The organism is Novosphingobium sp. PASSN1 (genome assembly GCF_002278815.1).
In genome coordinates, this window is the sequence record NZ_NKIS01000001.1 from 488,683 (window position 1) to 502,229 (window position 13,547).

A 13,547-nucleotide genomic window follows, 5' to 3' on the forward strand; every position below is an offset into this window, starting at 1 on the left:
GCTGACATGGACTTCATTTCGATTCTGAGTGTGTTCGTGATGGCCTGCTTCGTGGGCTATTACGTGGTGTGGTCGGTCACCCCGGCGCTGCACACGCCGCTTATGGCGGTCACCAATGCGATTTCGTCGGTCATCGTCGTCGGCGCGCTGGTTGCGGGAGCGGCTGAAGGTTCGGCCGTCTCGAAGTGGCTGGGGCTGCTCGCGGTGGTGCTGGCTTCGGTCAACATCTTCGGCGGGTTCGCGGTCACCGAGCGCATGCTGGCGATGTACAAGAAGAAGGAGAAGAAGTGATGGAACACGTCGCTCCTCCCTCCTGGGTAGGCTTGGCCTATCTGGCCGCTGGCGTCCTGTTCATCATGGCGCTGCGCGGTCTTTCCAGCCCGGCAACCTCGCGCGCGGGCAACCGCTATGGCATCGTCGGCATGACCATTGCGATGGTCACCACGTTGGCCACGCATGGCCTTGCCAGCCTGCCTGAAATCGCCGCCGCTATCGCGGTCGGCGGCGGACTGGGCTTCGTCACCGCGCGCAAGATCAAGATGACCGACATGCCGCAGCTCGTTGCGGCCTTCCACTCGCTCGTCGGCATGGCGGCGGTGCTCGTCGGTCTTGCCGCTTACCTCAACCCCATCGCGTTCGGCATTGCCGGGCCGGACGGGGTGATCGAGGTGCAGAGCCGGATCGAGATGGGCCTCGGCATCGCCATCGGTGCAATCACCTTCTCGGGCTCGGTCATCGCGTTCCTCAAGCTCAACGGCAACATGAGCGGATCGCCCATCATGTTGCCCGGCCGGCACGCCATCAACCTCGGCACGCTGCTCGGCATTCTCGGCCTTGTCGGCTATTTCACCGTGGACCAGAGCCCGTGGGTGATCGCGGTCATCACCGCGCTCTCGTTCCTCATCGGTTTCCTGCTGATCATCCCGATCGGCGGCGCGGACATGCCGGTGGTCGTCTCGATGCTGAACTCGTATTCGGGCTGGGCCGCGGCGGCGATGGGCTTCACGCTCCACAATACCGCGATGATCATCACCGGCGCGCTCGTGGGCTCGTCGGGCGCGATCCTCTCGTACATCATGTGCAAGGCGATGAACCGCAGCTTCATCTCGGTGATTGCAGGCGGCTTCGGCGCAGCGCCCGAAGTGAGCAGCGGCGGCGCGGCCAAGGTCCAGCGCCCATGGAAGCGCGGCGCGGCGGAAGACGCGGCCTACCTGATGAAGGAAGCCGAAAACGTCATCATCATCCCGGGCTACGGCATGGCGGTGGCGCAGGCCCAGCACGTGCTGCGTGAAATGGGCGATCTGCTCAAGAAGGAAGGCGTCAACGTCAAGTACGCCATCCACCCGGTCGCGGGCCGTATGCCCGGCCACATGAACGTGCTGCTCGCCGAAGCGAACGTGCCTTACGATGAAGTCTTCGAGCTTGAAGACATCAACGGCGAGTTCGCGCAAGCCGACGTCGCGTTCATCATCGGCGCGAACGACGTGGTCAATCCGGCGGCGAAGACCGACAAGTCCTCGCCGATCTACGGGATGCCCGTGTTCGACGTCGACAAGGCCAAGACGGTCATGTTCATCAAGCGCTCGATGGGCGGTGTCGGTTATGCCGGTGTCGACAACGACGTGTTCTACATGGACCAGACCATGATGCTCCTCGCCGACGCCAAGAAGATGGTCGAGGACATCAACAAGGCTCTGGCGCACTGAGCTAGATTAAAGGGGGTTTTGGATGTTCCAGATTAGCTCTTTGGTCGGTGGCATTGTTGGTATTTATGTGCTCCAGCAAATTCTGGAATGGTTGATTTTTAAGCGAATTTTCAACGACCCGCTCAAGGGGAAAGTGGGCTCGACGTTAGCTGCTTATTTTTGTGCCTCGATTATTTATGGATTCACTACTGCTCGCGGTGGTCCTTGGCGTCCTGATGGTTTTTTTCTATACTTTTTAGGGATGCTAGTAGTCGGTTTTTTTGCAACGAAGAGGGGCTTAAAGCTTCGAGATACTATTGATTCAGATGATTCAGTGGCTGACGCATTTAAATAATTATTGCCTTTCCAGAGGTTGCAAAATGGCAATTATTATCAAGATCGGCATTTCGTTGTCATCATTTTCGATCATGCTCGCAGGATGCACCCCGGCCAAGCTGGCCGAGGGCCGTGTGCGTTCTGCGCTGATGGACGCCGGCCTCTCGCAGCCCAACGCGGCCTGCATGGCCGAGCGGATGACCGACCGGCTCACGCTCGGCCAGCTCCGCAAGTTGCAGGCGCTGCAAAGCCCCAAGCGTTCCATCGCGGATTATGTGATGACCGTGCGCCGCGTGGGCGACCGGGAACTGATCGAAGTCACGGTTGGTTCCGCGCTGCTCTGCGCCAGCGGTCTGGCGCCCGAGAGGAAGCCGGGCTAGGGCGCGCCATGCGCTTTTCCCTCACGCTTTCACCCAAGATCAAGGTCACGGCATGATGGAGCGCGCGCTCTGGGCCTGCGATCCGGCCGCCTCGCGCGGGCGCGAGTTCGCCATCGCCGGGGAAACCGCGCGCGGCCCGCGCAGCCCGTTTCAGCGCGACCGCGACCGCATCATCCACTCCATCGCGTTCCGCCGCCTGCGCCACAAGACGCAGGTATTCATCGCGCCCGATGGCGATCACTACCGCGTGCGGCTCACCCACAGCCTCGAAGTTGCACAGATCGGCCGCGTCATCGCCCGCGCGCTGGGGCTGGATGAAGACCTCACCGAAGCGCTCTGCCTTGCGCACGATATCGGTCATCCGCCCTTCGGCCATGCGGGAGAGGATGCGCTGGAAGAGGCGATGGCCGCGTGCGGCGGCTTCGATCACAACGCGAATACCCTGCGCGTCCTGATGCGGCTCGAAAGCCCCTATCCCCGCCATGAGGGGCTGAACCTCACCTGGGAGCTGCTCGAAGGTCTCGCGAAGCACAACGGGCCGGTTTACGAACCGACCTGGGCGTTGGCCGAGCTTGATGCCGCGTTCCCGCTGGACCTTGCCCAGCACGCCTCGCTCGAAGCGCAAGTCGCCGCGATTTCGGACGATATCGCCTACGACAACCACGACATCGACGACGGCCTTCGCGCGGGGTTCCTCACGCTCGATACGCTGCTCGCGCTGCCGTCGCTCGAAGCGCAGTGGCGCGATATCGAAGTGCGCTTCCCCGGCGCCCCGCGTGACCGGTTGCTGCGCGAACTGGTGCGCGGGCAGATCGGCCGCATGGTTAACGATGTGATCGGCGAAACGCAGCGCCGTCTTGCGGAAACCGGCGTCAGCAGCGCCGCTGAAGTGCGCGCCGCTGGCCGCACGCTCGCTGGGTTTTCGCCGGACATGGCGGCGGAAGAGCGCACGCTCAAGGCCTTCATGTACAAGACGCTCTACCTGCATCCTGAGCAGGTCGAGACGGCGAACCGGGCGCGCGCCGTCATCGCCCGGCTTTTCGCCGCCTATCGCGCCGCGCCCGAGAATCTGCCTCAGAGTTGGCGCGAAAGCCTGCCAAATGGCGAACCAGCGCGCAGCCGCCACATCGCTGATTTCATGGCCGGAATGACCGACAAGTACGCGATGGACGCTTACGCGAAACTTTTCGGCGAGCGCCCGGAAGGCCTAAGTAACGTCTAGAGGCCATCACCGCTTGTGGATCGCGTCCGATCCGGCTTGTCCGACCGACTGGATATCGCCGCCAAGACCCTTCACTGTCTTGCACGCCGTCATCCCCAGCATCAGGCCGGTGAGGGCAACCGAAAAAATCACCTTGCGTACCATGGGTCTTGTCCCTTTAATCGAATGGTTAAGTCGCGGGGCCAACCGCTGTCCACGTATTCCTGCCACGGCGCAGGTGAATGCGCGGTGAGCAGGCCGGCCCGAAACCAGCGGCACCATGAAGAGGATGACCAAATGCGCGAGACGGCAGGTTTCGAGACATTCGACGCGTTCTTCCGGCACTGGGCAGAGCACAAGCCCGATGCCGTCTCACACGAGCAGGATGGCCGCAAGACGACCTTCGCTCAGCTCGAAGTGTTCTCGCGCCGCTACGCCGCATTCCTTGCCGCGCACGGCGTGGTGAAGGGCGACCGCATCGCGTGGATCGGCAAGAACTGCGATGTCTACTTCCAGATGCTGCTCACTTGCGGCCGGATCGGGGTCGTCATGGTGCCGATTGGCTGGCGGCTTGCCCCGGCGGAAATGGCCTATATCCTTGAGGATACGCGGGCGAAGCTGGTGTTCGCGGGCGAGGGGTTCGAGGCCGTCGCGCACGAACTTGCCGCCGCCGCGCCGCTCAGGCCGCAAGTGATCGAAGAAGGTGAAGCGCGGGCCGCGATCCCGAATGCGCCTGCCGATCCCATCGTTGCGGCAGAACCGGAAGCCGCATTCCTCCAGCTCTACACTTCGGGCACCACCGGCAAGCCCAAGGGCGCGGTGCTGTGCCAGCGCAATTTCATGGGCCTGCGCGGACCTGCGCTCGAGGCCGGGCTGCCCTGGGCCGAATGGCACGATGACGATGCCATTCTGGTGTGCATGCCCTGTGCGCATATCGGTGGAACGGGCCTTGGCACGATGGCGTTCTGCGGCGGCGCACGCGCGATCATCCAAGCCGAATTCACGGCCGAAGGCGCCTTGACGGCAATCGGGCAGGGGATCACCCGGTTCTTCATCGTCCCCGCCGCGCTGCAGATGCTGATCCAGCATCCGCTGGCCCAGTCGACTGATTTCTCGAAGCTGCGCTACGTGCTCTACGGCGCGGCACCGATCCCGCTCGAATTGCTGCGCCAGGCAGTCACCACCATCCCCAACGCCGATTTCATGCAGATGTACGGGATGACCGAGACGACCGGCACCATCGCCATCCTGCCGCCGTCGGATCACGATCTCGCTGGTAACGAGCGGATGCGCTCGGCGGGCAAGGCTTGCCCGGGGGTGGTGATCCGCATCGTCGATACCGAAGGCAACGAAGTTCCCCGCCGCACGGTCGGGGAAATCCAGATCCACTCGCCCGCCAACATGCTGCATTACTGGCAATTGCCCGAAGCGACCGCCAAGACGCTCACGCCCGATGGCTGGATCTGCACCGGCGATGCCGCCTACATGGACGAGGACGGCTATGTCTTCATTCAGGACCGCATCAAGGACATGATCATTTCGGGCGGGGAGAACGTCTATCCGGCCGAAGTGGAAAGCGCGATCTACGGTCACCCGCAGGTCGCCGAAGTGGCCGTGATCGGCGTGCCGGACGCGCGCTGGGGCGAGGCGGTGAAGGCCTGCGTCGTCCCGCGTGATGGCTGCGAGGTGGACGAGGCCAGCGTCATCGCGTGGGCGCGCGAGCGGATCGCCGGGTTCAAGGTGCCCAAGTCGGTCGACGTGATCCCGGCGCTGCCGCGCAATCCTTCGGGCAAGATTCTGCGCCGCGAACTGCGCGAGCCTTACTGGGCAGGCATGGACCGGCAGGTCAACTAGGCGTTGCTGTAACGCTTGGCGGCATGAATCGCGGCGAGGTGGCCGAACGTGGCCGCCGCCGCGATGGTCGCCCCTGCGCCGGGATAGGTCCGGCCGAAGGGCGAACTGGCCGAATTGCCCGCGGCATAGAGCCCGGTGATGGGCTTGTTCGCCGTATCGAGCACGCGTGCGTTCTCGTCGGTCTTGAGCCCGCCGTTGGTGCCGAGATCACCGGGGCGGATGAGGGCTGCCCAGAACGGCCCGTTCTCGAGCGCGCCGAGGCTGGCGTTCGGTTTGTGCGCCGGATCGGCCCAGTGGCGATCGTAGGCGGTGTCGCCGCGCGCGAAATCCTCGTCGCGCCCGGCCTTGGCGAAGGCATTGAAGCGCGCGACCGTGGCTTCGAGCGCGGCGGTCGGGAGGCCGCATTGCTGGGCGAGGGCGGCGATGGTGGGGGCCTGGTGGAGGGTTCCCGTCTTCAGCATCTTCGCGCGAACACGGGCCTGCGAAAGCTCGGCAAAAACGTATTTGTTCAGGAACTTGCCGTCCATGATCAGCCAGTGCTGGCTGGTAGCGGCGCCGTGTTCGAACATCACGCGGCCCGTGGTCATGTAGGAGGCCGCCTCGTTCATGTAGCGCTGCCCCTCGGCGTTCACGACGATGCTGCCGGGCAGCGCGCGCAGGCCTAGCGCAAGGGCATTGGCGCTATCGTCGATCTGGATCGAGGGCATCCACCAGCTATCGTCCGTCCGTTCGTGATCCGCGCCCACCGCGAGACCGGCGGCCAGCGCATCGCCGGTGTCTTCGGGGATCGCATTCGGCCAGACCTGATCACGGCCTTGCAGTTGCTTGCGCAAGGCGGGATTGCGCGAGAAACCGCCCGCCGTGAGCACGACCCCGGCAGGCGCGGGGAGCGTTTCCCGCCGCCCGCCGCGCTCGACGACAACGCCCGTCACCGCGCCGTGATCGGTGACCAGTTCGACCATCGCGGTGCCGAGGCGCAGTTCAATGCCGCGCGCCATGACGATCTGCATCAGCGCGGCCACCAGCGCGCGGCCATTGCCCAGCGGCTTCTTGCCGAGCATCCGCTTCAGCTTGTAGCGCCCGACGGTCAGCGCGGTTTCAACCAGCGGCCCGAGCCGCGATTTCGCCAGCGCAACCGTGCCGAACTGGTCGCTGCTGAGCGCCGGAACGTCGAGCGCCGCGCCCCGCATCGTGGCGAAGCGTTCGCCCAGCGCGGTGCCGTCGAACTCGGCGGATTCCAGCGTGCGGCCAATGCCAGTGCCATCGACGTGGGGGTAATAATCCGGGTGGGTGCGGCTGCGGATCCAGCGAATGCCTTCGCCTGCCAGCATGCGCGCCATGGCAGGCGCGGTTTCGAGAAAGGCATGGGCCTTGGCCAGATTGCGCGCGTCCGCTTCGCCCAGCAGCCCTTCGACATAGCGGCGGACCTTGGCAGGATCCTCGACATCACCATCGGCGACCATGACCGGATTGCCGGGCACCCACAGCACCCCGCCCGAGGTAGCGGTGGTGCCGCCCCAGCCATCGGCCTTTTCGATGATCAGCGGGCGCAGGCCGCACTGCGATGCGGTGATCGCCGCGACCAGCCCTGCGGCGCCGCTGCCCACGACGACCAAGTTGAACGCGCCCGCGGCTTCTCCGGCTGATTGCCCCGCTGATTGCGATGTCATTGTTTTTCCTCTCCGCTGCGCGCCACGTTGCCCCCGCACCGGGGCACCGCCTAGCTGGCGAATATGGGAGGGCGAAGGTCAGGCGGCGGGCGGCCTTGGCCCGGCGGCGCTGCCGCGCACTTGTTCGCGCCAGGCGATGATGAGGCCAGCGGCAATGATCGCAGGCGCGCCGATCCAGGTCTGCGGCCCCGGCACGTGGGCAAATACCAGCCAGCCCCACAGCGTGGCCCAGCCGAACTGCGAATAGTCCATGACAATCACGCTGGCGACGCTGCCGTAGCGCAGCGCCGCCGTCATCAGCAGCTGCGCGGCAAGGCCTGTTGCGCCGATGCCTGCGAGCATGGCCCAGCCTGCCAGATCGTGGTGCGGCGACCCGTTGCGGAAGAAGAACAGCGCCAGAACGGGCGTGCAGAAGGCGGAGAACCAGAACACCACGCTCACCGGCTCTTCGGTGCGCCCCAGATCACGCAGCTGGATCGAGATCACGGCAACCAGGAAGGCCGCGCAGATGCCGGTGGCAAGGCCGTTCAGCGGGATATGCGCGCGGTCTGGCCCGGCGATGATCACGATCCCCGCAAGGCCCAGCAGCACCGCCATCCAGCGCCAGGGGCCGACCTTTTCGCCCAGCAGCCCGGCTGCCAGCATCACCGCGAAGATGGGGGAAGTGAAGCCCAGCACGGTCGCTTCGGCCAGCGGCAGGATCTGCACGACGCCAAGCGTGAAGAACATGCCGGTACCGCCGACGAAAGCGCGGCGGGCGTGGCTCCACAGGCGCTGCGTGCGCAGGCGCGCGAGCTCGCCGCGCGAGGCCAGCCAGCCCAGTAGCGCGATGCCGGGCAGGAACTGCCGCCAGAACAGGGTTTCGGTGAGGGGAATGCCGCGTTCGCCGGTAAGCTTCACCAGCAGCAGCATCGCCGACAGCGCCAGCATGGCCATGAGGCGCAGCGCCAGAGCATATATCGGGCGTTGGTTGACCGGCATGGTCCCGGCCATAGGGCAGGGACCGCGCCGATCAAGTGTTCAGATCAAAGGCAGGCTTCAAGATAGGCCTGATCGAAGCCGAACTGGCGCGCCTTTTCCAGCGTATAGGGGCGAAGGCCCGAAGGGCGGAACTCGCCGATGATCTTGCCGTCGTCGGTTTCGTCCAGATACTCGAACTTGAACAGTTCCTGCGTCACGATAACATCGCCTTCCATCCCGATCACTTCGGTGATGTTGGTGGTGCGGCGCGAACCATCGCGCAGACGCTTGACCTGAACGATGAGATCGACCGATTCGGCGATCTGGCGGCTGATGGCTTCCTTGGGGATCTTGATGTCGCCCATCAGGATCATGTTTTCCATACGGCCAAGGCATTCGCGCGGGCTGTTGGCGTGGAGGGTGCACATCGAGCCATCGTGGCCGGTGTTCATCGCGGCGAGCAAGTCGAAGCACTCCGCGCCGCGAATTTCGCCCAGGATGATCCGGTCAGGACGCATACGCAGCGCGTTCTTCACTAGATCGCCGATGGTGATCGCGCCCTGGCCTTCAAGGTTGGGCGGGCGGGTTTCGAGCGGCAGCCAGTGCGGCTGCTGGAGGCGAAGTTCGGCGGCGTCTTCAATGGTCAGCACGCGCTCGCCGGGATCAATCATCTTGGAAAGCGCGTTGAGCATGGTCGTCTTGCCCGAACCCGTCCCCCCCGAGATGACGACGTTCATGCGGCAGGCACCGGCAATCTTGAGCGCGGTGGCCATCTTGTCCGACATCGAGCCGAAATCGCGCAGCATGTCGATCGTGATTGGCTTCTCGGAAAATTTACGAATCGAGATCGCAGTGCCACGCAGCGAAAGCGGCGGCACGATGACGTTGACGCGGCTGCCGTCCTTGAGGCGAGCGTCGGCCAGCGGCGTGGTCTGGTCGACGCGGCGGCCGACCTGGTTCACGATGCGCTGGGCGATCTGGAACAAATGGCTTTCATCGCGGAACCGGATCGGCGCGATGACCAGCTTGCCCTTCTTTTCGATGTAGGTCTGCTCCGGCCCGTTCACCATGATATCGGTGATTTCCGGGTCGTTGAGCAGCTCCTCGAGCGGGCCGAAGCCAAGCAGCTCGTCGATCAGCACCTTTTCGAGCGCGAACTGTTCACGCCGGTTGAGCGTGACCTTCAGTTCGGCCAGCACTTCCATGATGATCGGGCGGAATTCCTCGGAAAGCTCTTCCTTGGTCAGCGTGGCCGCCGCTTCGGGATCGACGCGTTCGAGCAGGCGCGGCAGCACCTGCTCCTTGATCTTGTGGACCGAGGCTTCGAAGCCTTCGGCCTTGTAGCCCGGTTCGTTGACCCCGTTGATGCGGTCCGCAAGCCGGGTCATCGCGTCTGACTTGTTGTTGGCACCGGAGTCGGCGGCAGCATCCATGGTCGGGAGCGGCGGGAACTGTTCACCGCCCACCGGCACCGGTGCGGGCGGCGCCGAACTGTCGCCCGATTTCATCGGGCGCGCCACGCCGAACGACGGGCGCATCGCAGTGCTGCCCCCACTGGCTCCGGGTTTGCGGCCAAATGCGCTCATGCAGATATCCCTGTTTTCAACGCGGAAGCATTGCACTGGCAATGGTCAGCACGAGCTTCCGATGCGTGGTGAATACCGCCGAAACCTTCAGGATTTCCTAAACTGGTCCCGAAATGTGTCATTCTGTGCCGAAAGGGGGCACCACGGAGCGGCAGCCGGGCGGGCGATGCGCCGCAATTGCGGTTTTGCGCAGATAGGCGCGCAGATAAAAACCTTTATCGATCAGGCGGTAGTTCGCGGCGAGGTAGTCGCGGAAGGGTTTGTCCTGGGAGAAGAATGCAAGGGTGTCGAAGTTGATCGGCCGGGTCAGGAAATTGGGCTCGTGGTTCTCGATCAGGATCAGGCCGGGCGCGGCGCAGGCCATATCAACATAGTTCTCCTGCCGCACGGTCTGCTCAAGGGCGAGAAGCGCGGGGGTTTCGGTGTGATCGGTGCGGGCGCGGCCAAAAGCGGGCAGCATCCACAGCGCGCCGTAGCGACTCGCCCACACGCGGTGGCGGTGCTCGACCGCAGGCCAGCCCCACATCGGATTGCTCGCCATGATCAGCACGGCCGAACCTGCCGGAGCCTGATCGATGTAGCGCCCGACGAACGGTTCGCGCTCGTTGTCGTAGGGGCGCTCCAGAAAACTGAACGAGAGGTACATGGCGATGACAAGGCAGACCAGCGGGCGCGCCTTGAGATCGGCGAGGCGCTGGCCATGCGCAAAGCCGAGGCTGGCGAGCAGCATCAGCAGCATGCCGCTGACCGGCACGGCGTGGTATTGCCAGCCCTTGCGCTGGAGGAAGTAGGCCGCGAGGAAAGCCAGCGCCGCCAGCGCGAAGACCTGAAATTCCGGCCGCGCGCGAAACTGGCGGTGCGCACCGGAAGCCACGAGCGCGAGGAGGATGAGCAGCCAGAAGGCCTGGATCGGCTCGTCGAACCACATCCACACCGGCGTTTCGAACCCGAAGTAGGCGGCCTTCACCATCGGCACGATCACCGCAAGGAATGCGGGTGCAAGCGTGAAGACGGCGAGGGCATAAGCCCCGCCGAGGAGGGCCAGAACCAGCGTTTCAACCCGCAGCGGCCGCCATGCGCGGCGCAGGTGCCACAGCAGCAGCACTTCCAGACCGAGCGGGGCGAGCACGAAATAGTGCTTGAGCGCAAAACCCGGCGCCGCGAGCAGGCCGATGGTGGCGGCCAGCAAGGCGGGGGGCCGTTCGCCCCGGATGCGTGCGGCGATCAGCAGGGCATAGGGGATCGCGCCGATCAGCAGGATCTGTTCGCGCTGGCCGAAATCGTAGAGCGAGGTGAACAGGCCGATCACCAGCGTCATCACCATCGCGAAGGCCCGTTCGCGCGGACCCTCGAAGCGGCCAATCCGGCCCACGAGCAGCGCGGAGGCGAGCGCGAGCAGCAGGATGAACCACACGAGGATCGTCGGCGCGGGCAGGGCGAGCGCGGCTGCAATGCGGTGCAGCGGCATGGCCATCCAGAACCACAGTGGCGGATTGATCTCGTTGATCTGGCTGTAGAGCTCGACCCCGCCGAGCATCTGGCGCGAAATCCACAGCTGCCAGATCACATCATGGGTCAGCGGCAGGTGGCGCATGACGAGCATCAACAGCGCAGCAGCCGGCACCACGATGCTCTCACCGAGCCAGTCCTGCGGCGCGGACGTTTCGGGGCGCGGGGCAAATACGAAGCTGCGCGAGATGAAGAAGAACGCCAGCGAATAGGTCGCGATCCCCGCAAGGTGGATCAGGGGGGAACCGGCATATCCGGCACGGATTCCAGCCACGACAACCGCGATGTTCAGCGACCATGCCAACGCGAACCCGGTGAGATAGCGCACGATCTCCCCAAGGCTGACGCGGCCCTCCACCGCGAATGTCCACTGCCGGTTGGCGACAAAGCCCAGCGTCAGCCCCGCAGCAAAGCCGGTGAGGTTGGCGGCGATGTCGGTAAAGCCGAGCTTCAGTGCGAAGAGCAGCACCGCAAAGCCCACCACCGAATTGCCGACGCCGGTGATGGCGAAGCGGACAATCGGGGGCAGGGCAGCGGCAGAAGGCCGATCAGGCGCAGAAGAGGGTGGACCCTCGTCCATTCAACCCTCGTCCATTCAGCTGCCGACCAGATGATACTGCGCGCCCAGCGGCAGCCAGCCGATGAACCGTTCCAGCGGGCGCAGCAGGGCCAGAACCGGCGGGAAGAACAGGCAGAACTTGCGTTCCGTGCGAATGAAGCCGCCCGCCTTGAGGCGGCGGTGCATCTCGCCCGCGCCGATCAGCACGGCATCGCGGTCGAACTCGCAGCGGGCGACGGCGAGGCGGGTGAGGGGATTGAGCGGGTTGTGCTCGAACAGCACCAGCACGCCATCGGGACGCAGCACGCGGCGCAGCTCTTTCAGCAGCGCGATGTGGTGTTCGGCGGGGATATGGTGAAACACGCAGGCAATGAACACACAGTCGAGGCTGGCATCGGGCAGGGGCACGTGCAGCCCGTCATAGGCCAGGGTGCGCACCTGCGGGATGGCCTGCGCGTCTACCAGATCGAGGCTGGCGCGCGAGACGTCGAGCGCGATGATCTCGGCCTCCGGGAAGGCTTCGTGCATCGGGGCGAGGGCGTTGCCGATGCCTGCGCCGAAATCCATGATCGTGCGCGGGGTGCGGCCCTTTTCGCGCCACAGCTGCCGGACGTATTCGATCTTGTAGCTGGCGAAGTAATCGAGTGCGTCTTCGGAGACGCCGGTGGAATGGGCGTGCTGGGCGCGGTAGTCCTGCGCGACAGCATCGAACTCGGCGGAAACGGTGAGCACTTCACCCATTGACGCGCTCCTTGATGCTTTCGTGCAACTGGTGGACGGCGTTCCCGCGCGCACCGCGCACCCCGTGGACCTGCTCGATGATATAGAGCGGGCGGCGCTTGGCTTCCATATACATGCGCCCGAGGTATTCGCCCATGATGCCAAGGATCATCAGCTGGGTGGAGCCAAGCACGAGGATGATCGCCAGCGTGGAGGTCCACCCGCTGATCGCATAGCCGAGGATCCACGCGCCGAGCACATAGCCGAGCATCAGCAGCGCGCCCAATCCGGCGCAGACGCCCATCCACGAAGCGATGCGCAAGGGCGCGACCGAGAAGCTGGTGATCGCGTCGATCGCGAAGGAAATCATCTTGTGCAGCGGGTACTTGGTCTCACCCGTGAAGCGGGCATCGCGATCATATTGCAGGGGGGCCTGCTTGAAACCGACCCAGCTGACCATGCCGCGCACGAAGCGGTAGCGTTCGGGCATCGCCTGCAGGACATTCAGCACGCGGCGTGTCATCAGGCGGAAATCGCCCGTATCGCGCGGTATGTCGACATCGACGAGCCGGTCGAGCACGCGGTAGAACGCGGCGGCGGTGACGCGCTTGAACGCGGTTTCGCCTTCGCGCTTGCGGCGCTGGCCATAGACGACATCGTTGCCTGCGCGGATCAGCTCCAGCATCGGGCCGATCAGTTCCGGGGGATCTTGCAGATCGGCATCGAGGATGAAGATCAGCTCGCCCGCTGCCTGCCCCAGCCCGGCGGTAAGCGCGAGCTGGTGGCCATGATTGCGCGCAAGATTGACGCACAGCACGCGCGGATCGGCATCAGAAATGGCCACCATGTTGGCCCAGGTCGCATCGCGCGAGCCATCGTTGACAAGCACGATCTCGAAATCATCGGCGAAATGGGGTTCGATGGCGGCGACGAGGCGGCGGTGCAGTTCCGCGAGGCCATCCGCTTCGTTGTAGCAGGGGATGACAACGGACAGGGCGGGGCCTTGCAACCCGGCTGCAGCATCCCGTCCGGGAATGTGATCCACCATCAAATCGCCTCCTGCCTTGCGGCGGTTAGTACGCAAAGC

13 protein-coding genes are annotated in these 13,547 nt (G+C 64.6%); 6 read left to right on the forward strand and 7 right to left on the reverse strand.

The genetic code is table 11. The features are described from left to right. Positions 1-6: 6 nt before the first annotated feature. From CFE35_RS02205 to CFE35_RS02225, 5 genes are read left to right on the forward strand one after another with little or no spacing between them, the layout of a single operon-like run. Positions 7-291 (forward strand): proton-translocating transhydrogenase family protein, encoded by a 285-nt coding sequence (locus CFE35_RS02205; RefSeq protein ID WP_292927472.1) that lies wholly within the window; start codon positions 7-9, stop codon positions 289-291. Continuing rightward, entirely contained in the window at positions 291-1,706 is a 1,416-nt protein-coding gene (locus CFE35_RS02210; RefSeq protein ID WP_292927474.1) for an NAD(P)(+) transhydrogenase (Re/Si-specific) subunit beta, read from the forward strand. The genes CFE35_RS02205 and CFE35_RS02210 overlap by 1 nt, the downstream gene beginning before the upstream one ends. 22 nt (positions 1,707-1,728) lie before the next feature. Continuing rightward, a complete protein-coding gene (locus tag CFE35_RS02215; protein ID WP_292927476.1) occupies positions 1,729-2,040 on the forward strand; it encodes a hypothetical protein in 312 nt (103 codons plus the stop codon). Positions 2,041-2,065: 25 nt separating this feature from the next. Continuing rightward, positions 2,066-2,401 (forward strand): hypothetical protein, encoded by a 336-nt coding sequence (locus CFE35_RS02220; RefSeq protein ID WP_292927478.1) that lies wholly within the window; start codon positions 2,066-2,068, stop codon positions 2,399-2,401. Then, positions 2,346-3,623: a deoxyguanosinetriphosphate triphosphohydrolase gene (locus CFE35_RS02225; protein ID WP_292927480.1), complete on the forward strand. Its 1,278-nt coding sequence runs from the start codon at positions 2,346-2,348 to the stop codon at positions 3,621-3,623. Before CFE35_RS02220 ends, CFE35_RS02225 begins: the two co-directional genes overlap by 56 nt. 6 nt (positions 3,624-3,629) lie before the next feature. Here CFE35_RS02225 and CFE35_RS02230 read toward each other — a convergent pair whose 3' ends face one another. Next, a complete protein-coding gene (locus CFE35_RS02230) occupies positions 3,630-3,767 on the reverse strand; it encodes an Entericidin EcnA/B family protein (protein ID WP_292927482.1) in 138 nt (45 codons plus the stop codon). A gap of 132 nt (positions 3,768-3,899) precedes the next feature. Between CFE35_RS02230 and CFE35_RS02235 the strand changes: the two genes are divergently transcribed. Further along, positions 3,900-5,456 carry a long-chain-fatty-acid--CoA ligase gene (locus CFE35_RS02235; RefSeq protein ID WP_292927484.1) on the forward strand — a complete coding sequence of 519 codons (1,557 nt, stop codon included), beginning with the start codon at positions 3,900-3,902 and terminating at the stop codon, positions 5,454-5,456. Here the strand turns inward: CFE35_RS02235 and CFE35_RS02240 are convergent. The 6 genes from CFE35_RS02240 to CFE35_RS02265 all read right to left on the reverse strand — a co-directional run bounded on the left by CFE35_RS02240 (position 5,453) and on the right by CFE35_RS02265 (position 13,508). After that, positions 5,453-7,126, reverse strand: a complete 1,674-nt coding sequence (locus tag CFE35_RS02240; RefSeq protein WP_292927486.1) for an FAD-dependent oxidoreductase — start codon at positions 7,124-7,126, stop codon at positions 5,453-5,455. The two genes, CFE35_RS02235 and CFE35_RS02240, sit on opposite strands and share 4 nt — an antisense overlap. 78 nt (positions 7,127-7,204) lie before the next feature. Further along, entirely contained in the window at positions 7,205-8,107 is a 903-nt protein-coding gene (locus CFE35_RS02245) for a DMT family transporter (protein WP_292927488.1), read from the reverse strand. A gap of 44 nt (positions 8,108-8,151) precedes the next feature. Beyond that, positions 8,152-9,672, reverse strand: a complete 1,521-nt coding sequence (locus CFE35_RS02250; RefSeq protein ID WP_292927490.1) for a CpaF family protein — start codon at positions 9,670-9,672, stop codon at positions 8,152-8,154. 118 nt (positions 9,673-9,790) lie between these two features. After that, entirely contained in the window at positions 9,791-11,761 is a 1,971-nt protein-coding gene (locus CFE35_RS02255) for a GtrA family protein (protein ID WP_292927492.1), read from the reverse strand. Positions 11,762-11,776: 15 nt separating this feature from the next. Continuing rightward, entirely contained in the window at positions 11,777-12,481 is a 705-nt protein-coding gene (locus CFE35_RS02260; protein WP_292927494.1) for a class I SAM-dependent methyltransferase, read from the reverse strand. Next, positions 12,474-13,508 carry a glycosyltransferase family 2 protein gene (locus CFE35_RS02265; protein WP_292927496.1) on the reverse strand — a complete coding sequence of 345 codons (1,035 nt, stop codon included), beginning with the start codon at positions 13,506-13,508 and terminating at the stop codon, positions 12,474-12,476. The genes CFE35_RS02260 and CFE35_RS02265 overlap by 8 nt, the downstream gene beginning before the upstream one ends. Positions 13,509-13,547 lie beyond the last annotated feature (39 nt).